The sequence below is a fragment of the Tautonia marina genome (assembly GCF_009177065.1).
GTDB lineage: Bacteria > Planctomycetota > Planctomycetia > Isosphaerales > Isosphaeraceae > Tautonia > Tautonia marina.
In genome coordinates, this window is sequence record NZ_WEZF01000023.1 from 1 (window position 1) to 21,403 (window position 21,403).

Consider the following 21,403-nt stretch of genomic DNA (forward strand, 5'->3'; position numbering starts at 1 on the left):
TGCGCGGAACCCGGGCCACCCGGTCCTGACGCCTGCAATCAGGAGCGAAGGAAGAAGGCGGAAGAAGGAAACGACCTGTCACACGGGTTCAGGTCGCTGACGCCTGCAATTCCCAGGCACGGATCAAGGCCGTCCGTTCCTCGAGCGTTGCCATCGCCACCCTGCTCGGCTCGGGCCGATCGTCGTGGCTCCGCCCATCAAGTTCCCGCCCCGCCGCCTTCTTCCTTACGCCGCCCCACTGCTTGAAGAAGAACGGCACCCCCGCCGCCTCACACTGATCGCGCAGGCTCCGCACCCAATCCGCCTGCATCGGCCGGGCTCCATGCCCACTCTCTCCGCCGACGATCACCCACGCGATCCCCGACAGGTCCACCTCTCCCAGGTCTTCCAGCAACGGTTCCACCGATAAGAACCTGACCGCGGCCGGCGCCTCCCTCAAATGCTCAATCCTCGGCAAGCCGTGCTTCCTGTTCTCGACACTCACCCCCCACCAGATGTGCGACTCGGCCGCGAGGTCCTTCAAGCTCGTCCCCAACATCTCCCTCAATCGTTCCGACCGTTTCGTCAACACCTGAAACGTATGCCACTTCGCCTTCCTCATCACCTCCGCGACCGCCATCACGTAATCCTCGGGCACCTCCTTGTGAAACAGGTCGCTCATCGAGTTCACAAACACCATCTTCGGCTTCGACCACCTCAGCGGTTCCAGCAACTTCCCCGGAATGAGCTTCAAATCAAACCCCTGCTCATACGGATGCCCCTGCACCCCCCGAAACCGCTCCGCAAACGTCTCCGCATAGCAATGTGCGCACCCCGGGCTGATCTTCGTGCACCCCCTCACCGGGTTCCACGTCGCATCCGTCCATTCGATCTTCGAGTGATCCGCCATCCCGCCTTACCTTTGCAGAGCACAACGAGGCTTGGTGAACCGGTGATCTCAAAGCACCTCAGCTCGGAATTCCCGCCAAGGGAACCGACTCATTCAGCCCCCCACCGAGCCTCGCTTTTCGTTGGCTCGTTCATCCCCTTTGTCGTCTCCTCAGATTTTCCCACAAATCAAGCTTATTCCCCCTCATTTTCCCGATCATATCAAGGGAGTGACCTTTCGCGTTCCGACCCAGACCCCACCGCCGAGCCGGCCAACCGGTCGTGCCCCCCCAACATCAACCACTCGTCCGTTGCCCAGTCCTCCGCACAACCGACCTTTTCCCGAAACGAACACCCCGTTCTTTGATAACCTGAAATTTGACAGTAACTTGCGCGATTCCTCCAAAGCGCACCAGGCAGCGCAACGCCTGGCGCACCTGCCACCCCCTCGTTCGGTTTCGCCCCTGGCACCCGCCCAACACGTCGGACCAGCGCACCGTGACGGAGCGAACCCATTTTTGCGACGTAAGTCCTTTCCAGGACACAAAGTCGCTCGGCGCACCGAAGCGCACCGATCCCGTTCCCAGCCCCGTTCACACCGACTCGTCGTTCGCGGCGGGAAGCTCGATCAGGAAACAGGCCCCGGAACCGTTGGACGGAGCGAGGCGGAGGGTGCCCCCCTGGGCTCGGATCGAGTCGGAGGCGATCGCCAGGCCTCGGCCGCGGCCAGCCCCTTTGGTCGAGATGCCGGGTTGGAAGAGGCGGGGGGCGACCGAATCGGGGACACCGGGGCCGTTGTCAAGGACGCCGATCCGGACGAGGGAGCCATCCCGATCGCTCGACAGGGTGATCCGGGGAGGGTCGCCGGTCGGGGTCGTCGAGGTGGCTTCCAGCGCGTTCTTCAAGAGGTTGACCAGGGCGTGGACGAGCAATCGGCGATCGGCCCGGACCCTCAAATCTAGCCCCTCGGCAGAAGGGCGATCGACCGTGGCCGAGGCCGATTCGATCCGGGGGCCGAGCAGGGTCAGAGCCTCGTCGATCGCCTCACCGACGAGCATCGGCACCGGCTCGACCGGAAGGGATGACTGCTTCAAGTAGCCGTCCAGCTCTCGAACCGTCAGGGCGATGTACTGCGAGCAAACGCTGATCTGCCGGGCCACGTCGCGAGCAATGGCCGAGCCGGTTCGCAGGTCCACCTCGGGGTCGAGCCCCTCATCGGCCAGGCGACGCTCGAAGGCGCGACGGACCCGGTTGACCTTCGACGACTCGATGCCGGCATCGGTCACGGCGTCGGCCAGGGCGTCGGGCAGGCGGTCGAGCAGGCGGTCGAACTGGTCCAGGTGATCCGCCAGATTCCGGCGCTCGTTGGCCAGCACGAAGACGACGTTCCCCAGTTCGTGACAGGTCCGGTCGGCCAGATCCAGCGTCGCTCGCTGGGCCGACTCGCGGGCCGCCCGGTCGCTGAGAATCCGGACCTGAAGCACCATTGCCAGCAGGCAAAGCAAGGAGTACCCGGACAACCCCAGCACCGCCAGCAGGAGCCTCCGATACGACGTTTCCAGTTCCGACAGCGCCTCCTCGACCAACGCCCCCGCCCGGTAGCCGACGATCAGGACCACCGCCGAGCCTGCCTCCGGGGTCCCGTCGAGCAGGATCAACCGACGCTCCTCGGCCTCGATCCCCGGCATCGAGGGGGTTTCGCTGACCCACGAAGCGACGACAGGGCCGTTCTCGAGCGACAGCTCCAAACGCTCCACCGACACGACGGCAAACCGAGGGTCGCGCAGCTCCGTCGACCCGCCAAGCGCGGCCAGGGCCTCGCGGACCCGACTGAGCAAGGTCGGGTCGTCCGGCTCCGATCGCCAGGCGTCGGCATAGTCGGGCAGGGTCCGGCCAACCTCATCGACCGGAGTCGCCCGGGCCCACGACTCGATCGCCCGCTCCGAGACCTCCCGGCCGGTCCTCCGCAGCAGGTCGTACTCGCGGGCCAGGACGATCAGGCTGAACCCGAGGGCCGCGACCGAGACGACCCCCACGATCATCCCCGGCGCTCCGAGCGTCTCCACCGGTTTTCGGGTCGCGTCCGCCAGGCGTCGGGCTAGGGACATCGGGCAAAGGTCCACACAACGCAGCCGTCATCGAGTTCCGCAAGATCACGATCACCTCGACCGAACCCAGGCAGACCCCGAGCAGAACCGCAACACCAATGAACCCTCACCAGTCTACTGGGTCGGCCCCCGTCGCGGGGCATGCTTCCCACCCTCAATCGCAGAATCCGGTCGCAACAGCGCTCCCCGTCCGGAGGCTTCGCCCCACCGACGATTCCGAGCCGATCGGCGTTCTATCGGATTGTCCGAGCGTCGTCGGCCGGTCGGGCACCGGCCAGCGATCGACGGGATCGGGGCTCGCCGCCCAGGTCCTGCACACGAGGAGGGCCGAAGGCAAGCACCTCGGATCGGCCCGGAACGATTGCCAGGACATGACCGAGGTCGGCCGCCCGGCGCTCTCCCGAAGGCTCAAAGGCCAGCGATCGGCCGAAGGCTGCCGGGTCCTCGGCCGACACGTCCAGCTCGACCAGTGCCGAGGCCAGGTCCGGCGGCGGGCCGGGCTGATCGAGCACTCGGGCCAGGGCGGCGATGATTTCGGCCGGGATCTGCGAGGCCCCCAGGTCGGCCGGCTGCCCCTCATCCTCCGGCAGCGTGCCCGACGAGACGCACCAGACCGGCAGCGTGCAGCGCCCGGCCAGCGTATCCAGAGTCGTCCGGCCGATACCGTCGCCACACAGGACGTGCAACCGCCCCAGCACCCCAGGGCCGATCGGTCCGGAACGATCGACCAGGGCCCGGATCATCCGGCGGGTCGGGCTCCCTTGCAACGGCAAGACGGCCCAGACCGGTCCCTCTCCCGGCGCCTCGGCCACGAACCGCCAGATCAGGTCGGCCTCCTCCAGCTCGGCCGGCCCCGGTCGGTCGTCCGAGCCGACCAGACCGGGAGAGGACAGGTCGAGCCGTCGGATCAGCACCTTCGCCTCCGGAGCGACCAGGTCAATCGCCCGCTCGAACCCCTCGGCCAGATCCCGGGAGTACGGGTCGTTGCCATCGACCATCAAGACCGCGCCGACCGGCTCCCCCTCCTGATCGGAGACGACCCGGGAGACCAGCTCCGCCTCCTGCCGGTTGTTCGGGCAGAAGCGGAAGGTGCGCCCCGGATAGAGGTCGAGCAACGGCAAGGACGCCGCCCCCGGCCGATCGACCCGAACCGTCGTCGCCCAGGGGACCAGCAAGACCGGGTCCGGCCGCTGACCCGCTCCTCGACGGTGATCCACCGCATCGTGCAGCGCCTCGGCCAGGCCAGCCGTCAGGACCGTGTTGCTGGAACCGATGAAGGCCATCGGCGCGATGGGCCGATCAATCAGGCGGTTGACCCGATCCCGAGTCGTGACCACGCCCCCCCCTTCGAACCAGGAAAGCCGGACCTCTCGGCCGTGCTCGGGGGTCCGGAAGGTGATCGTGTTCAGGTCCTCGACCACCTCGCCCAGCAATCCCCGGCGCTGGCAGACGAAGACCCCTGCGCGGAATTCGGCCCAGTCGGCCCGCTCGGGCAGGAAGACCGCCACGTCGGCCACGCCGCCGACCCGGCGATCGGAGCCGGACGTGTCACCTCGGTAGGTCAGGGCGTAGCCCATCCAACCCACCAGGGCCAGTCCACCGATCAGCAGAAGCAGCGTGCCGGCTCGGCTTCTCAGGGGCATGGCTCGGGCCTCGTTCAAAGGGACTCACCTCAATCGACGGTTCCGGTTCGATCGCTCCGTCGCGACCCACCCGAGAGATCCGTTCCCTTCGGCTCCGCAAGCATACGGCAGGAGTTGTGCCGAGCCACCCGGCCGCCAGTCTCCCCTCCTCAGGCGATCGCTCCAAACCCCTGGCCTTCCAGGAGGTTGGAGCCTCTTGAGCATTCCGAAGCCCTTCGGAACAATTCCTGGGGCCTTCGGACGTACGCAAGGTTTCTGGCGTCGGCACCCGAAACCTCACGGTGGACCAGCCAGGGACTTGCCCGGTCGAGTGCCCAAACCCATGATCGGCTTGCCCGGTGGGCTCTCTGTTTCTTAGAGTTTGACGAGTGGGTCCGACCGGGTCGGCTCGGCCCGCTTCTCATCGAAAGGCAGCACGGCATGGGGACTCGGATTGCGAGCATCTCGGGACTTCGAGGGATCATCGGCGATGGGCTCGATCCGGTCGATGTAACGGCCTTCGCGGCGGCTTATGCGGCGGAGGTCGTCGCTCGGTCGGGGAAGGAGGCTCCCACGATCCTCGTCGGCCACGACGGCCGACGCTCGGCCGAGATGATGCTCGGCGCCGTCCTGTCTGGTCTCTCGGCCTCGGGCTGCCATGCTCAGTCGCTCGGCCCGACACCGACACCGACCGTTGGTTTCCTGGTCCGGGAGCAAGGGGCCGACGGCGGCATTCAGATCTCCGCCTCCCATAACCCGAGTGAGTACAACGGCTTGAAGTTCTTCCAGGCGAGCGGCTCGGTTCTCGGTCGGGACGAGGGGCGGGCCATGCTCGACCGTTTCGAACGGCGGGCGTTTCGCTGGGTTCCCTTCGACCGTCTCGGGACGATCGTTCGGGACGAGTCGATCAAGGTCGCTCACGCCGCGAAGGTTCTGGGCCTGGTCGATCTCCGAGCGATCCGCGGGGAACGGTTCCGGGTCGTCGTCGATGCCGGCCACGGGGCGGGCGGGCGGCTGGCCGACTGGCTGCTCCGGCAACTAAGATGCGATCTGCGCCTCCTGGGAGGCGAACCGGATGGCCTCTACGACCACATTCCTGAGCCGACCGAGGAGAACCTTCGTGAGCTGACGGCCATCATTCCGGCCATTGGAGCCGACATTGGCTTCGCGCTCGACCCCGACGCCGATCGGCTGGCGATCATCGACGAGACGGGCCGCTACATCGGCGAGGAACTGACGCTCGCCCTCTGCGTCCAGCACCGACTCGGCCAGCAGACCGGCCCGGTCGTGATGAACCTTTCGACCTCCCGAACCGCCGAGGAGGTCGCCAAAGGCTTCGGCTGCGAGGTGATCCGCACCCCCGTGGGTGAGATCAATGTGGTCGAGGGGATGCAGGCGTCGAACGCCGTGATCGGCGGCGAAGGGAATGGCGGAGTCATCGACCCTCGGATCGGCTGGGTTCGGGATAGCCTGGTCGGCATGGCGTTGGTCCTCGACCTGATGGCGACGAGCGGCAAACCCCTGTCGAGCCTCGTGGATGACCTTCCCCGGTTTGCCATGCTCAAAACGAAGTTCGCGACGGGATCAGAGCCGATCGCCACGATGCTCGACCGCATCGCCGGTGCCCACCCCGAGGCATCGTCCGACCGTCGCGACGGCCTGCGGCTCGACTGGCCGGACGCCTGGGTCCACATCCGGGCGAGCAACACCGAGCCGATCATTCGGGTGATCGCTGAGGCCGCCGAGGCCGACCGCGCCCGGAGCCTGGCCGAGGCGATCGGCAGCCTTGCGGGCGGCGGGGGAGGGGCATCGTGAACTGGCCGAGCTTTGACGATCCCCCCTCGGTGGCCTTCCTTGATGTCGATGGCACCCTGCTGGCCGAAACCACGAGCTATCTCTACGGCAAGCTCCTTCGACGCCGGGGGATGATCGACCAGTCGCTCCTATTTCGAGCCGCCTTGCACGGGTTCCGGCACAAGTTCGGTCGGCTCGACTACGGCCGGTTGCTCGACTACGGCTTACGGATGATCCGGGACATTCCGCTGGTCGAACTGGAACGCGCGGCCTATGAGAACTTCAAGGATCATGTGAAGCCCAGGCTGTACGAAGGCGTGGTCGAACATTTGAACGAGCTTCGCGCTTCCGGCACGCCGCTGATCCTCGTCTCGTCGTCTCCGGCCCCGGTGATCGCGCCGCTGAGCATCTATCTAGGATGCACCGACCTCTTGACCACGCCGTTCCGAGTCGAGCACGGGAGGATCGCGGGCCTCGGCCCCGGCCCCCCCTGCTACGGCGAAGGAAAGCTGCACTGGGCCGAGCGTTGGGCCGAAGAACGGGGGATCGACATGGACTTGGCGGCCGCTTACGCGGATAATTGGAGCGACCGGGCCTTGCTGCAGCGCGTCGGACGCGCCGTGGTCGTGCATCCCGGGCGCAAGCTCAAGAAGCTCGCCCTGCAGCAAGGCTGGACGATCGTGACCCCCCGACGCCCCCGACTCGATCGTCAATCTCCTTCGGAAGATTGAAGGCATTCGGGCAGTAAGCCCTTGAGTTCCGAACAAAACCCTGGACAAATCAAGCCAGATTGAGCGGTCAGGCCGTCCGATGGATCCGAGGACGGCACAGGACCGCGACGGCCGCACGACGCGGCTCCTAGATCGGATCGAGGAGGAGTTCAGCGATTGATGAGTGAATCACCCCACAGCCCTCCCGTGTCGAAGTCTTCGTCGGTGCCCCCCAGCCGAAGCATCCGCCAGTCGGCCCCGGCCGTCACGGCGCTGGTAATCGGCCTGGCCGCCTTCACGGCGAACGCCCGGGAATCGGACCTGGTCCGCGACATCCAGCGGTATTGCACCGTTTGCTGGAAGAACGCGCACCTCGACCCGAGCCTCTGGGACGACTGCACCCAGGAGGTCTGCGTCCGGTTGCTGGGCAAGGCCCGCGATGGGCAGCTTGACCTGAACCTCGTGCTGGCCGACGACACCCCCGAGCGTCGCGAGCTGGTTCGGGCCATCGACATGGTCCGCAAGCGCGTGCAACGCTCGAAGAAGTATCAACCGCTCGATGAGACCGCCTCGGCCTTCGCCTCCGACGACGACCGCAATCGCCTGGAGCTGGGGGAGATTCTTGAAGCCGCCCGCCGAGCCGTGCTGTCTCCTCGACAGGATCGGATCGTCGAGTTGTGGACCCGCGGCTGGACCGTTCCCGAGATCGCCGAGACGCTCGCCCTGAATCCGGCCCGCGTCAGCGACGAGAAGTACAAGGCGCTCCGAAAGCTCGAACGCCACCTGGCCGGTCGTCGCGACGAACTGGACCTGCCCGTTGCGCTCGACGAGGAAGACGAGTACGTCCGATTCGTCGGCTGACGGACAGACAGATCGAACAAGGCCGGGCTCGCCCGAAGCCCCTCGCTGTTTTCGAATGGGCCGGCGAGGGGATCCCTTCGGGAGGTTAGCGTGATTCTCGTGCCCTTGCTCCCTCGCACCCCATGCCGGCGACGGCCGGGCTTCACCCTGATCGAGCTGCTGGTGGTCATCGCGATCATCGGCGTCTTGATCGCCCTGTTGCTGCCCGCCGTGCAGGCCGCCCGGGAGGCGGCGAATCGGATGCGGTGCGCGAACAATCTCAAGCAGATCGGCCTGGCGATCCACAACGGCGGGAAGTTCCCGGCCGGCTATTCCAGCAGGGTCGATCCGGCGACCAGCGAGGACCTCGGCCCCGGCTGGGCCTGGGGTGCGGGGATCCTCCAGCGGCTTGAGCAAGAGAATCTCTACAACGCGATGAACATGAGCCTGCTCCCGTCTGATCCGGTCAATCAGACGGCCGCCTCGGTGCCGATCTCGACGTTCCTCTGCCCCTCCGACGACATGCCGACCCTTGTGCCGGTCCGCGACGAGGGGAACACGACAACGATTGCCTCGCTGCCGGGAGCGAACTACATCGGCGTTTATGGAATCGGCCGGATCGGCGATGCGCCCGGCGAGGGGACGGGAGTCTTCTACCGCAACAGCGGCATCCGCTTCCGAGACATCCGAGACGGGACGAGCCAGACGATCGCCGTCGGCGAGCGGAGCCAGGAACTGAGCTATGCCACCTGGGCCGCCCGCCAGCGGGGAGGCTGGCTGTACAAGACCTCGATGATCGTCGGAAGCGGTGGAGACACGTTTTCTCCCGAGCCCGAGGAAGCGTGGGCGATGGTCCTCGGCACGGCCGGGATTATCGACCCGCCCCGCACGCCGAATCACTCGAATCGTCATGTCGAGGACTTCGGGAGCCGACACCCCGGAGGGGCCAATTTCCTCTTTGCCGATGGCTCGGTTCGGTTCATCAAGGAAACGATTCGGCAACAGACGTTCCAGGCGCTCTGCACCCGGGATGGCAAGGAAGTCATCTCGGCCGATGAGTTCTGAGACCCCAGCCCAGGGTGATTCGACCTGAGGGGGGTGGTATCCCACGCTCCCAGGAGATCGAGCCGCCCGGAGGCAAGGGCCGACGGGGTGTTCTGTTGCTCTTTGGCTGCCCCTGGCCCAGACTGGGTCCTCGAACACTGCCGCCGTTGGCGTGACTCGGCAGTGAGAATTCGTGACTCGTCTCCCAAAAAGGGCCTTGATGATGAGACGTTCGAGTTGGGCACCGATGCTCGGCATCCTGGGGCTATTTCTGTCCTCGACCGCGACCATTGCCGCCGAGCCGGCACAGCAAGGTGAGCGCTACCTGCGGTTTCAGGTGGGGGAAACCACGAGCTATGGCATTCTGGAGGGGGACCGCGTTCGAGCGCTGGACGGTGACCTGTTCGGTTCTTTCTCCAAGACCGACCGCACCTATGCACTCGAAGATGTGACGGTCTTGATCCCGACCGAGCCGACGCAGGTGCTCGCCCTGGCCGGCAACTACCGGAGCCACCTGGGAGACGAGGAAATCCCGCCGCTCTTCCGCATCCCGCAGCCGTTCTACAAGAGCCCGTCGAGCCTCGTGGCCGACGGCGGGAACATTGTCATTCCCAAGGATTCCCCCGGCCCGGTCCACTTCGAGGCCGAGCTGGTTATCGTCATCGGGAAGACGACCCGCAAGGTATCGAAGGAGAAGGCGCACGAGTACGTCTTCGGTGTGACCTGCGGCAACGACGTGAGCGAGCGTTACTGGCAGAACGATCCCGAGAACAAGGACGTGCAGTGGTGGCGAGCCAAGGGGGCCGACACCTTCGGGCCGGTCGGGCCTTTCATCGCCACGGGGCTGAACCCGGACGACCTGCTCATGACGCTGCGACTGAATGGCGAGGTGATGCAGCAAGAGCGAACCGACCACCTGATCCACGATGTCGCCACCATGGTCAGCTACATCAGCCAGTACGTCACCTTGCAACCGGGCGACCTGATCTTCACCGGAACGCCAGGGGAAACCTCGGAGATCAAGCCGGGAGACGTGGTCGAGGTCGAGTTGGAAGGGGTCGGCGTACTCCGCAATCCCGTGGTGGGCGAAGAGTAACCGGATCGTGGCTCACACCAAGAGGCCGGGACTGGTCGCCCGGCCTGATCAGGTCCCTGGATGACACGATTCCGAGAGGCAGCGGGAGCATGACGCCCGCTGCCGAGGCCCCAGAGGGCGACGCGAGGCCGCCGGCAGGACTTCGGTGGCCTCCTCGACCAGCGTCTCGGGCAAGCGGGCGGGTCCTCGGACCCTTCCTGCTGTTGCCGGATATGGCCCGGTGCCGGCCTCAGAGCGTCTGCAGGAGCTCCAGGACCTTCTCGCTGTGCCCGTCAACCCGGACCTTCGGGAAGATCTTGCGGATGATGCCCTTGCCGTCGATGACGACCGTCGTGCGCTCGACTCCCATCGACTTCTTGCCGTACATGTTCTTCTCTTTCCAGACGCCGTACGCCTGGATGACCTCCTTCTCGGGGTCGGCCAGAAGGGTGAATGGCAGCTCGTACTTCTCGGCAAATTTGAGGTGCGACTCGGCCGAGTCGGGACTGACGCCCAGCACGACCGCCCCGGCGGCCTCGTAATCGGCTCGGGCATCGCGGAAGGCGCAGGCTTCCTTGGTGCATCCGGGAGTGTCGTCTTTCGGGTAGAAATAGAGGACGACGACCTTCCCCTTGAGCTTTTTGAGCGAAACCTTCTTGCCGTGCTGGTCGGTGAGGGTGAAGTCGGGGGCGGGCTGGCCTGCTTCGATCATCGGGATTCCTTCCGTGGTTGGGATTCGCCCGACGACTCGGGCCGACGTGACCCGTGTCGGGCTTGGGAGTTAATCTAGTCGGTCGACCGGTACTCGGAAAGCATCGGGACGATTCTCCGGAGGACGGACATGCCAAAGACAACGGTTCGGATTGGTCCGGCCGATCACGGCCAGCGCATGACGCTCGATGAGTTCGAGCCTGCCGAGGTGATGGAGGGCTATCATTATGAGCTGGGGCGGGGGGAAATCGTCGTGACGGACGTTCCGAGGCCGAAACATCTCCGCGTCCTGACCGCGATCCGCCGGCAATTCGCGGCCTACGATCTTGCTCACCCGGGAGTCCTCGATACGATCGCCGGGGGAGGCGAATGCAAGATCCTGCTCGAAGCCCAGCAGTCGGAGCGACACCCGGATCTGGCGGTCTCCATGACTCCCGCGCCGGTGGAAGGCAATGCGGTCTGGGGACTTTGGATCCCTGAGGTGGTTGTCGAGGTCGTCTCGCCCGGCTCGGAAGCTCGGGACTACCAGGAAAAGCGGGAGGAATATCTGGCGTTCGGAGTCAAGGAGTACTGGATCGTTGATCCGGGAAAACGGTCAATCCTCGTTCTCCGACGCAATCGGGGCCGCTGGGTCGAACAACGGTTCGGGCCGTCAGGGACAATCGAGTCTCCCTTCCTCCCTGGTTTTCAATTCGGGTGTGGGTCGGTCTTCGAGGCGGCAGGCACGTGAGGGCCGAGAGATGGGCACCGTCGAGCATTTCGAGCACACCGCCGACGTGGGGTTCCGGGTCCGGGCGGGTGATCTGACCGACCTGTTTCGCACCGCGGCGGAGGGGTTGTTCGACTACATCGTCGTGAACCGGAACGATGTCAAGGCCATCGAAACCGAGACCGTTTCCCTTCAGGCCGAGACACCGGGCGACCTGCTGATCGACTGGCTCAACGAGTTGATCTTTCGGTGTGAGACGACGCATCGGCTTTACACACGGTTTGACCTGACCCTCTCGGAGGACGGTCGGAAGCTTGACGCCTCGATCGCCGGAGAAGCGATCGACCGTGACCGGCACATGCTGGATCACGAGGTGAAGGCCGTGACCCAGCACGGGGCATCGCTCAGGCACGAGGGAGACGCCTGGATCGCCGAGCTGATTCTGGATATTTGAATCGGAGCCGATGGCAGGCACGTTGGGTTCGATCGCGTCAGATCGTCTCGACGGGCAAATCGTGCTCGGCGATGAAGCGGTCGGCCTCGGTGCGGGTGAAGATGCCCGCGGTCGTGCCGACGGCCCGAACGCAACTGGCACCGAGGGCGCTGGCGAGCTTCAGGCAACCGGGCTCGTCGAGGCCGGAGATGAGCGCGGCGATGTAGCCGGCATCGAAGGCGTCGCCGCTGCCGGTGCCGTCGACGTAATCGACCGGGTAAACGCCGAGCTTCAGACGGTGGGATTCGGAAAGGGAGATCGAGCCGTGTTCGCCTCGGGTGATGACGACTCGAGCGGCCCCGAGGGCTCGGAAGGCCTCGGCCTGGCGGATGGCGTCGGTTTCTCCGCCGAGGATCAAGGCCGCCTCGTCGGTGTTCGGCAGGAAGACGTCGGTGTGGGGGAGGACCGGCTTGAGCTTCGAGAGGTAGTCGGCCGGGCCGGGGCAGGCGACGTCGAGAACGGTGGTGATCCCCTGGGATCGGGCTCGGGCAAAGCGATCGGCGAGGGCGTCGGGGTCGAGGCCGGGAAGGATCAGGTAGCCGCCGACATAGAGCACACGAGCCTCGGGGGTGATCGCCGCGTCGAGGTCGGCGGCCGAAAGGGCGGCATTGGCCCCGAAGCTGTGGATGAACCGGCGGTCCTCCCCCTTGACGTTGACGATGAGAGTCTGGCTCGTATCGCGGTCGGGATCGACGATGAGGCTCGACGTCTCGACACCGGCCGCTTCGAGGGATTCCGCGACGAACCGGCCGAAGGCGTCGCCGCCGACCCGGCAGCAAATACGGGCCCCCACGCCCAGCTTCGACAGGACCACGGCCACGTTCGCGGCCAGGCCGCCAATATTCAGCACAAGCTCGTCAACCTTGACGAGTTCTCCCGGCTGGGGGAAGCGGTCGATCGGCGGGGTGAGGTGATCGGCAACGATCACCCCGGCGCAAACCACCGGGGTGCCCTTCGGAGCGGTAGCGGACATCGTAAACTCGGACCTCGCACGGTGCGGGAGGGTCGGGGGAGGAGCAGGCCAATGCTCCCAAGGCTACCGCGCGGGGTCGGAGTCGGGAAGCGTCTGGCCCGGCCCCAGAGATCGATCAACGGGGCCAATCGTGGTTCGATTAGCCTGCCGCTCCATTCTGATCAACGGTCTGAGAAGGAAGGTTGCCGGGCTGAGCGTCCGTCGAGACGACAACCTCGTCGGGATGAGGGTCGGAGGGATCAAGGGCCCGCTTGCCGATCATCTCCTGGATCTCGACATCGGTGATGACCTCGCGTTCGATGAGGGCATCGGTCATGCGTTCGAGCTGCTCGCGATTCTCTTCGAGAAGACGGAAGGCTCGGGTGTCGGCCTCTCGGAGAATCCGGGCGACTTCCTCATCGATGACCTGCTGGGTGTGTTCGGAGTGGTCACGGGCCTCGGTCATCTCGCGACCGAGGAAGGGGTGCTCCTCGGCCCCTTGGACGTAGACGGGGCCGACCCGGGGGCTCATGCCCCACTGGGTGACCATCATGCGGGCCAGTCGGGTGGCTTGCTTCAGGTCTTCGGCCGCGCCGGTGGAGAGATCATCGTAGATGAGCTTCTCGGCGGCTCGACCGCCGAGAAGGACATCGAGCCGGGCCTTGATCTGGCTCTCGGAGTAGCCGAGGCGGTCTTCCTCAGGGATAAACTGGGTGACGCCGAGCGATCGACCGCGGGGAATGATCGTGACCTTGTGGACGGGGTCGGTCTTGGGGGTCATCCAGGCGACCAGGGCGTGACCGGCCTCGTGGTAGGCGGTGGCTCGCTTGTCTTTCTGGGTGATGAATTCCTCGCGCTTGGCCCCCATCATGACCTTGTCGCGGGCGGCCTCGAAGTCCTGCATATCGACCTTGTCTTTGTTTTCCCGGGTGGCGATGAGCGCCGCCTCGTTGACAAGGTTGGCCAGGTCGGCGCCCGACATGCCGACAGAACCGCGGGCGATGGAGTCGAGATCGACCTCATCGGCCAGGGGAACGTTGCGGGTGTGGACCTTGAGGATTTCGAAGCGGCCCTTACGGGTCGGCCGGTCGACGGTGACGTGACGATCGAAGCGGCCGGGGCGCAGGAGGGCCGGGTCGAGCACGTCGGGGCGATTGGTGGCGGCCAGCACGATGACGGTTTCGCTCGGGGTGAAGCCGTCCATCTCGGTGAGGATCTGGTTGAGCGTCTGCTCGCGTTCGTCGTGTCCGCCGCCGAGGCCGGCCCCTCGGACGCGACCGACGGCGTCGATCTCGTCAATAAAGAGGATGCAGGGGGAGTTTTCCTTGGCCGTCTTGAACATGTCCCGGACGCGGCTGGCACCGACGCCGACGAACATCTGGATGAATTCCGAGCCGGAAATCGAGAAGAACGGCGCACCGGCCTCGCCGGCGACGGCTCGGGCGAGCAGGGTCTTACCCGAGCCGGGAGGGCCGATCAGGAGAACTCCCTTGGGAATCCGACCGCCGAGGCGCTGAAACTTGTCGGGAGTCTTGAGGAACTCGACGATTTCTTGCAGCTCGGCCTTGGCGTTCTCCAGGCCGGCGACCTCATCGAAGGTGGTGCGCTGCTTGGACTTATCGTGCCGCTTGGCCTGGCTCTTGGTGAAGTTGCCGAGAATGCCGCCGTCGAACTGATCGCGGGCCCGGCGCATCATGAAGAAGATCAGACCACCGATCAGGAGCATGGGCAGGAGGAAGCTGAGCCAGAGCAAGGTGGTCGGCGCCTGGGGCTCAAGCACCTCGATCCGAGGGGGAGGACTTGAGCGAGCCTCACCGGTGGCTGGGACGGTTTCTCCCTGGAGCAAGGCCATCACCCGATCGAGTGCGTCTTCGGTCGGGATGGTGGTGGTGAACTGGGAAACGGTTGTGGCCTTGGCGCTGTCGGAGGCCTTGTACTCCTGGTCGGGGGTACGAAGCTTGCCGCGAACGTCGCGTCCCTGAAAGGTGATCGACTCGATGTTGTCGGTGTTGACCTGATCGAGGAACCAGGGGTAGTAGCTGACACGGATCTCGGACTTGAACGGGTTCCACATCAGGAAGACGAGGACCATCGCCGCGATCAGGAACAGGAGCGACCACGGGGGGGTCGGCGTGCCGGTCGATCCGCCACCGCTGCCGCCGCTTTGTTGACTGCCGGGTTTGCGGCGATCGGCGGGCTTGCGATCGGGGTCGCCGTCTTTGGGGGCTCGCGGATTCTCCATCGGCTCGTTGTTCCGTCCTTAAATTGGGCAGCCCGACGGGGGCACTTCGGGCGAGTGGCTGGCGTGCAAATCGATTGCCAGCCGGTCCTCGATCTCACAATTGTAGACCGGGCGGCGTTCCAGGTCGACCGCCACCGGGTCTCCGAATCAGAATCAGCACCACGGATTAATGACCGGCACCAGTGGCTTCGAGCCATTTCTCCGCGTCGATGGCCGCGGCACATCCGGAGCCGGCGGCGGTGATGGCCTGGCGATAGTGGGTATCCACCACGTCGCCGCAGGCAAACACGCCCTCGACATCAGTTGCGGAACTGTAGTTGGGCATTCGATCGCGCAGATCGGCCGGGGCTTCGATCCCGTCCCAGGCAAGGGCGGCGCGGGTCAGGAGGTAGCCCTCGGGGGTCATCGCAAGCTTCCCCTTGAAGATACCGGTGTTCGGGATGTGGCCGATTGCCAGGAAAAGACCGGAGAGGTTCAGATCGGTGAGAGTCTCGTTGTCCTCGGTCGATCGGAGCTTGACCCCTTTGAGGATCGGCCGGGGGTCGGTGTCGCCGTAAACCTCGTCGACGACGGAGTTCCAGGCGAAAGCGATCTTCTCGTTGGCGAAGAGCTTGTCCTGCATGATCTTCGAGGCGCGCAGCTCCTCGCGGCGGTGGATCAAGGTGACCTTGGAAGCAAACCGGGTGAGGAAGGTGGCTTCCTCAACCGCCGAGTCGCCGCCGCCGACCACGGCGATTTCCTTCCCCTTATAGAAGTGGCCGTCGCAGGTGGCACAGGTGCTCACGCCGGCCCCCTTGAAGGGGCCTTCGTTGCCGAGCCATCGGGCCGAAGCGCCGGTGGCAACGATCAGGGCATCGGCGGTGTACTCGGTGATGGTGCCGCTTTCGGGGTCGCCGCTGGGGTCGTCGGTCGTCTTGACGCGGAAGGGGCGTTGCGAGAGATCGACACCGACGACGGTTTCCCAGCGGGTGTCGGCCCCGAATCGCTGGGCCTGCTCGCGCATCTTGTTCATCAGGTCGGGGCCATTGATGGCCTCGGGGAAGCCGGGAAAGTTCTCGACGTCGGTCGTCAGGGTGAGCTGGCCGCCGGGCTCTCGGCCTTCGAAGACGATCGGGGAGAGGTTGGCGCGGGCCGAGTAGAGCGCGGCGGTCAGGCCGGCGGAGCCCGAACCGATGATGATCACGGCGGAGTGCTGCGGCATCGTTTCCTCACCTTGAATCGATCGATCGACGAGCCATCGTTGGCCCGACCTTGCGTCACCGGGTCTTCGACGCAAACGCCTTTAGACCGCCTGGATCGGCCCGGCGAGCCACGACCGGCCCACACGCGAGTCGACCCAGTTGCAGCGATCCGGCAGGATCGCACCAGTGGGCATTATACGAGAGTTTGAGGCTCGCCGCCCAGAGATGCTCGGCAAGAGTTGCAGAAGTGGTCGAACAGCGCGATTGGGTCGACCAAGTGTGACCTAAGGTTCCTGAAGACCCACCTCGACCCAGCGAGCACGAACCACGATCAGCCCTTGCCGCGAGGGTGGCAGGGCGGCCGGTTCGAGGCTCCCAGGAGCATGCCAACGATGCTCGTTCTGACGCGCAAACGCATGGAAAAACTCTACATTGGCCGCGACATCTGTGTCACGGTGGTCCGGCTCGAAGGCGGTCAGGTCCGTCTCGGGATCGACGCACCGAGACACGTCCCCGTCGTGCGGGCCGAGTTGCGGCAGCGTGATGAAGCCGAGGCGGCCCTGGCTCGCCTCAGCGGCGAGATGGTCTCGGTTGAAGAACCGACGGCCATCCCGGCGACAGCGGCAGCGACGGAATGCTGGCAGACGATCGAAGCCCCCCTGGGACATCGGCTCAGGGCCGAACCGGGACCGGTCAGCACTCAGTCTTGCGCCACAAGATCCGCCTCTCGGAAACGGTAACCGACACCCCGGACCGTTTCGATCAATTCGGAGCCGGCACCGAGCTTCTTCCGAAGGCTCTTGATATGGACATCGATGGTCCGCTCCAAGACCATGGCATCCTCGCCAATCGCGGCGTCCATCAATTCGTGACGGGTGAAGGCCCGACCGGCCTGACGTAGCAAGACCTCAAGAAGCCGGAACTCGGTGGGGGTCAGGGGAAGCTCCGCGCCTTGAAACAAGGCGCGGTGACGATGCTTGTCGATCGTCACCCCCTGGACCTCGAAGACAACGGCCGAGGCGGTCTCCGCGTGGCTGGCCCGTCGGCGGAGGACGTTCTTGATGCGCTGGATCAGGACCTTGAGGCTGTAGGGCTTGGTGACGTAGTCGTCGGCACCAACGGCCAGGCCGATCAGCTCGTCGCTCTCCTCGGCCTTGGCCGTGAGCATGAGAATGGGGATGTCTCGGGTCTGGGACCCGGCTCGGAGTTCTCGGCAGACCTCCAGGCCGGGTTTGACCGGGAGCATGAGGTCGAGCACGATCAGGTCGGGCAAGCGAAGCTGGGCCTGGCGGAGCCCGTCCTGGCCATCGTAAGCGATCAGGACATCAAAGCCTTCGCGGCGAAGGTTCATCGCCAGCGTGTCGGCCAGGTGATGTTCGTCTTCGACGATCAGAATTTGCGTGTTGGCCATGAGGGAATCCGTCGCCCGGAGGTTGCGGACCGGAGGAATTGAGCGGCTTCGGATCGATCGGACGGCCATCGCTCGTTCCGGTACTCCGGGAACGAGGGGGCTCCGTCCCGTTGATCGGGGCCGAATCGTCCCCGTCGGCTCCGGTCAATCCAAACGTATCGTACCCAGAGACGACCAGACATTTTATGAAAAAGGCAAGAAGAACTCATGAAGTCGTGAGCGGCTCGAACGGGCGACGATCGAGCATCTGGCGGACGACTTGATGGAGGTCGCCGGTCTGTTCGAAGATGGCGACCTGGCGTTCGGAGCCGGTCGGTTGCTCGGCCATGTCGAGGACCGTCTCGAGTTCTCGGAGGCAGCCGAGTTCCTCGGGCACCCCTCGCCTGATGAGCGTTTCGACCAGATCGGCGACGATCCGGCGCACGGGGCGGGCCTCGGCGGTAAAGGGATCGACCAGCTCGGCGGCCATGCCATAGCGGCAGGCGCGCCACTTGTTCTGGCGGTTCATAAACGGGTGGCCGTCGGGCAGATAGGTTCCCTCGTCGATTTGCCGGGAGAGATCGCGGACGAGACATTGAATCAAGGCTGCCAGGCCCACGACGGTCGGCAGGTCGGGCGGCATGTCGCAGACGCGCACCTCGACGGTGCCGAAGTTGTGGTGCGGGCGGATGTCCCACCAGACTTCCCGAAGGCTGCGAATGAAGCCGGTGTCGATCAGGTGGTTCAGGAGCCAGACATACTCGCTCCAGTTCCGCATCACGGGAGGAAGTCCGGCGGTGGGAAGGTCGTCCATGACCTTGCTGCGCTGCGAGTGCAGGCCGGTATTGCGTCCGGACCAGAAGGGGCTATTGGCCGAGAGGGCAAGTAAGGTCGGCAAGTGTCGGAGCATCCGGTCGCAGATCATGATGGCCTTGTCGCCGGAATCGACCCCGACGTGAACGTGAAGGCCGAAGGTGACAAGGCGCCGGGCCGTTTCCTGAAGCAAGTCGACGAGTCCGTGGTAACGGTCGTCGGGAGAGATTTGCTGTTCGTGCCAGTGCGAGAAGGGATGCGTGGCGGCCCAGAACAGGCGAAGGCCGTGACGCTCGACGATTTGCTCGACAACGCTGAGCTTTTCCGAAAGGTCGCGGCTGACGTCGGCGGCGGTCTGGCAGATCTCGGTATTGATCTCCAGATAACATTGCATGATCTCTGGCTTGACCCGCTCGGTCAGAGCCGAGGGAACCTCAGGGAGAATGTCGCCGATGGCATTGCGCAGGGCGAGCGTTTGCGCATCGACGAGTTGAAGCTCGATCTCGACGCCGAGGCTTGGCCAGTTGTTGCGAACGAATTCCAGACGCTCGGCCATGACCTCACCCCTTTTCCCAGAGCAGAACTACGGAACGGGCCAGGATCTTGGCCCCCAGAACCAGAGCCCGCTCGTCGATGTCGAAGCGGGGAGAGTGCAACGAGGGCCATCCCGAAGCCCCTGCCACGCCCAGGCGAAGCAGCGCGCCGGGGGCAAGTGCCAGGTAGGCGGCGAAATCCTCGCCGCCAAGGCTGGGATGCGGGATCGATCCGACTCGATCCGCTCCGAGGATTTCGGCCGAGGCATGGGCCATAACGGCAATGATCGAAGGATCGTTAATGACCGGATCAATACCCTGGAGGAATTCGACCAGCACTTCGGCGCCGGTGGCGACGCCCACGGCCCGGGCGATACTCTGAATCGCGGAGCAGGCACGTTCTCGGGCCGACTGACTGAGCGATCGAATGGTGCCTTCGAGCTCGACGTGATCAGGAATCACATTGTTCGCTTCGCCGCCGTGGATGGAGCCGAAGCTGACGACGACCGGCTCTCGGACATCGACGGCTCGGGGTACACCCTGATAGACACCGGTCACGAACTGGGCCGCCGCGGCAATCGGATCGATGGACAGGTGAGGCCGAGCGGCGTGGCCGCCTCGTCCTCGGATGATGATCCGAACATCTCGGCAATCGGCCGTCAGGACTCCGGCCCGTTGGGCCACGCGGCCGACTTCCAGCTCGGGATCGACGTGCAGGGCGATGATGGCGCCGACCCCTTCCATCGCGCCGGCCCGGATCATCTCAACGGCCCCTTCGGCGGTTTCCTCAGCGGGCTGGAAGATGGCTCGCCAGGCAATCGGCCGGGGCAGGTACTCCCGGCACCGATGCAAGGCCAGGGCGGCGCCAAGCGCCATGGCTGAATGCGCATCATGCCCACAGGCGTGCATGACGCCGTCTCGGGTCGAGCGGTAGGGGACGGCGAGCTTTCCTTCCTGCAAGGGAAGGGCGTCCATATCAGCCCGAAAGGCGATGCGGGGCTGGCCGTCGATCCCGACGTTCGGACCGGCGATGATGCCCCGGCCTGTCGGAGCGATTTCGAGTGGAATTCCGGCGTCGGTCAGATGGCGAGCGAGTTCCAGGGTGGTCTGAAACTCTTCGCGGCTGAGTTCGGGGTGCGCATGAAAATGCCGCCGGACGGACCGGAGGAACTCTCCCATTTCGTCGATGGAGGCGTCGAGGGCCTCGCTGAGCGTCTTGACCATGAGTCCATGTTAACCGCGAATCTGGTGAGGACGGAAGCGGACCGAGCCGCGAGATCCTCCCGAAGGTTGCCTTCGGACCTCGATCGAGCAATCATCGGAGAGTCCGATGAACCGGAACCGTCGCCCCGGCCGAACCGAAAGGGAAGAGGGAGTCTTGTAGCGTCCGGATGTTCCGATCGGCCCTCGACCTGCACGAGATGCGACGATGACCGAGATCACCTACTTCGAGGAAGTTCGTTGCGAGCTTTCTCCCGGCCTGCGGGACGACCACCTGACGGCCTGCGTGACCGACGAGGAGGGGCGGACCCAGTATCTTGACGTCACCCCGACCTTGATCAACCGGCATGAGGGGGTTCCGTTTCTTCCGGTCGGGTTCGTGCAGATCGACCGAGACCGGCGCCGGGTGCTGGTCGAATTTCCGTGCGAGGCGTATTCGGGGGCCAATCGGGCCTGGATCGCCTTCGAACACCTGAGGCATGTGGACAGGCCCATCCCATGATCCTTTCGGACCGGGAGATCGAGGCGGCGATCCGGCATGGGTTCCTGACCATCGACCCGGTTCCTGCCGAGCATCTCTGGACCTCGACGGCGGTCGATCTGACACTCGATGCCACCCTCGTCCGCTGGAAGCCGGGAGGCCCGGCCGTGCGACCGGGAATGCCGGGGTTCAACATCCGTCGGTTGCTCGAAGACCCGGATCGGGCAGAGCGCGTGCCGATCACAGGCGAAGGGTACGAGCTGCAACCGGGACAATTTGTCCTCGGATACACTCAGCAGGCCATTCACCTGCCCAAAGGCTCTCGGCTGGCGGCCCGGGTCGAGGGCAAGAGCAGCCTGGCAAGGCTTGGCGTCGGGGTTCACGTGACCGCTCCGACGATTCACGCCGGGTTCGGCGACAACCCGGACGACCCGAACGACCGCGGCTTGCCCATCCAGCTTGAGATCTTCAACCTCGGCAATCTGACCGTTGCGCTGGACGTGGGAATGTCAATCTGCCAGCTCATCCTGGAGGAGGTCCGAGAGGCCCCGGTCAAAGGATATGCGGGGCAATTCTCGGGGCAGAAAAGTTTCACCGAACTGAGGCCGTGAGAAGGG

General features: G+C 65.1%; 20 protein-coding genes. 10 read left to right on the plus strand and 10 right to left on the minus strand.

The window, feature by feature from the left end; translation table 11 throughout:
* Positions 1-88 precede the first annotated feature (88 nt).
* The 3 genes from GA615_RS22560 to GA615_RS22570 form a co-directional block, all read right to left on the minus strand.
* Positions 89-889 (minus strand): DUF5131 family protein, encoded by an 801-nt coding sequence (locus tag GA615_RS22560; protein ID WP_152053594.1) that lies wholly within the window; start codon positions 887-889, stop codon positions 89-91.
* Between the two features lie 571 nt (positions 890-1,460).
* Positions 1,461-2,975, minus strand: a complete 1,515-nt coding sequence (locus tag GA615_RS22565; RefSeq protein WP_152053595.1) for a sensor histidine kinase — start codon at positions 2,973-2,975, stop codon at positions 1,461-1,463.
* Between the two features lie 233 nt (positions 2,976-3,208).
* Positions 3,209-4,618: an ABC transporter substrate-binding protein gene (locus GA615_RS22570; RefSeq protein ID WP_152053596.1), complete on the minus strand. Its 1,410-nt coding sequence runs from the start codon at positions 4,616-4,618 to the stop codon at positions 3,209-3,211.
* A 420-nt stretch (positions 4,619-5,038) separates the two neighbouring features.
* Between GA615_RS22570 and glmM the strand changes: the two genes are divergently transcribed.
* From glmM to GA615_RS22595, 5 genes are all read left to right on the plus strand, one after another.
* Entirely contained in the window at positions 5,039-6,412 is a 1,374-nt protein-coding gene (glmM, locus tag GA615_RS22575) for a phosphoglucosamine mutase (protein WP_152053597.1), read from the plus strand.
* Positions 6,409-7,122 carry an HAD family hydrolase gene (locus GA615_RS22580; protein ID WP_152053598.1) on the plus strand — a complete coding sequence of 238 codons (714 nt, stop codon included), beginning with the start codon at positions 6,409-6,411 and terminating at the stop codon, positions 7,120-7,122. The genes glmM and GA615_RS22580 overlap by 4 nt, the downstream gene beginning before the upstream one ends.
* Before the next feature lie 159 nt (positions 7,123-7,281).
* Entirely contained in the window at positions 7,282-7,962 is a 681-nt protein-coding gene (locus GA615_RS22585; protein ID WP_235905624.1) for a sigma-70 family RNA polymerase sigma factor, read from the plus strand.
* Positions 7,963-8,052: 90 nt separating this feature from the next.
* Positions 8,053-9,006, plus strand: a complete 954-nt coding sequence (locus GA615_RS22590) for a DUF1559 domain-containing protein (protein ID WP_235905625.1) — start codon at positions 8,053-8,055, stop codon at positions 9,004-9,006.
* A 226-nt stretch (positions 9,007-9,232) separates the two neighbouring features.
* Positions 9,233-10,081: a fumarylacetoacetate hydrolase family protein gene (locus GA615_RS22595; RefSeq protein WP_152053599.1), complete on the plus strand. Its 849-nt coding sequence runs from the start codon at positions 9,233-9,235 to the stop codon at positions 10,079-10,081.
* Between the two features lie 229 nt (positions 10,082-10,310).
* Here GA615_RS22595 and bcp read toward each other — a convergent pair whose 3' ends face one another.
* Positions 10,311-10,772 carry a thioredoxin-dependent thiol peroxidase gene (gene bcp / locus GA615_RS22600; protein WP_152053600.1) on the minus strand — a complete coding sequence of 154 codons (462 nt, stop codon included), beginning with the start codon at positions 10,770-10,772 and terminating at the stop codon, positions 10,311-10,313.
* A gap of 129 nt (positions 10,773-10,901) precedes the next feature.
* On the opposite strand from bcp, the gene GA615_RS22605 reads away from it, so the two are divergent.
* Positions 10,902-11,501 carry a Uma2 family endonuclease gene (locus GA615_RS22605; protein ID WP_152053601.1) on the plus strand — a complete coding sequence of 200 codons (600 nt, stop codon included), beginning with the start codon at positions 10,902-10,904 and terminating at the stop codon, positions 11,499-11,501.
* Between the two features lie 10 nt (positions 11,502-11,511).
* Positions 11,512-11,934: an archease gene (locus tag GA615_RS22610; protein ID WP_152053602.1), complete on the plus strand. Its 423-nt coding sequence runs from the start codon at positions 11,512-11,514 to the stop codon at positions 11,932-11,934.
* Positions 11,935-11,971: 37 nt separating this feature from the next.
* On the opposite strand, the gene GA615_RS22615 is transcribed toward GA615_RS22610, so the two are convergent.
* From GA615_RS22615 to trxB, 3 genes are all read right to left on the minus strand, one after another.
* Positions 11,972-12,946, minus strand: coding sequence for a carbohydrate kinase family protein (locus GA615_RS22615; RefSeq protein WP_152053603.1), 975 nt, complete (start codon positions 12,944-12,946; stop codon positions 11,972-11,974).
* Between the two features lie 139 nt (positions 12,947-13,085).
* Complete coding sequence (gene ftsH / locus GA615_RS22620) at positions 13,086-15,167, minus strand: ATP-dependent zinc metalloprotease FtsH (protein WP_152053604.1); 2,082 nt, start codon at positions 15,165-15,167, stop codon at positions 13,086-13,088.
* A gap of 166 nt (positions 15,168-15,333) precedes the next feature.
* Positions 15,334-16,368, minus strand: a complete 1,035-nt coding sequence (gene trxB / locus GA615_RS22625) for a thioredoxin-disulfide reductase (protein ID WP_152053605.1) — start codon at positions 16,366-16,368, stop codon at positions 15,334-15,336.
* 372 nt (positions 16,369-16,740) lie between these two features.
* On the opposite strand from trxB, the gene GA615_RS28780 reads away from it, so the two are divergent.
* Positions 16,741-17,088 carry a carbon storage regulator gene (locus GA615_RS28780; RefSeq protein WP_152053606.1) on the plus strand — a complete coding sequence of 116 codons (348 nt, stop codon included), beginning with the start codon at positions 16,741-16,743 and terminating at the stop codon, positions 17,086-17,088.
* Here GA615_RS28780 and GA615_RS22635 read toward each other — a convergent pair.
* The 3 genes from GA615_RS22635 to GA615_RS22645 all read right to left on the minus strand — a co-directional run bounded on the left by GA615_RS22635 (position 17,049) and on the right by GA615_RS22645 (position 20,308).
* Entirely contained in the window at positions 17,049-17,759 is a 711-nt protein-coding gene (locus tag GA615_RS22635; RefSeq protein WP_152053692.1) for a winged helix-turn-helix domain-containing protein, read from the minus strand. The two genes, GA615_RS28780 and GA615_RS22635, sit on opposite strands and share 40 nt — an antisense overlap.
* Before the next feature lie 205 nt (positions 17,760-17,964).
* Positions 17,965-19,107, minus strand: coding sequence for a carboxylate-amine ligase (locus GA615_RS22640; protein WP_152053607.1), 1,143 nt, complete (start codon positions 19,105-19,107; stop codon positions 17,965-17,967).
* 4 nt (positions 19,108-19,111) lie between these two features.
* The gene (locus GA615_RS22645) at positions 19,112-20,308 is read right to left on the minus strand and encodes a M20 metallopeptidase family protein (RefSeq protein ID WP_152053608.1); all 1,197 of its coding nucleotides are present in this window, start codon (positions 20,306-20,308) and stop codon (positions 19,112-19,114) included.
* Between the two features lie 205 nt (positions 20,309-20,513).
* Here GA615_RS22645 and GA615_RS22650 point away from each other — a divergent pair, with 205 nt between their 5' ends.
* Positions 20,514-20,807, plus strand: coding sequence for a hypothetical protein (locus GA615_RS22650; protein WP_152053609.1), 294 nt, complete (start codon positions 20,514-20,516; stop codon positions 20,805-20,807).
* Positions 20,804-21,397: a dCTP deaminase gene (locus GA615_RS22655; protein WP_152053610.1), complete on the plus strand. Its 594-nt coding sequence runs from the start codon at positions 20,804-20,806 to the stop codon at positions 21,395-21,397. The genes GA615_RS22650 and GA615_RS22655 overlap by 4 nt, the downstream gene beginning before the upstream one ends.
* Positions 21,398-21,403 lie beyond the last annotated feature (6 nt).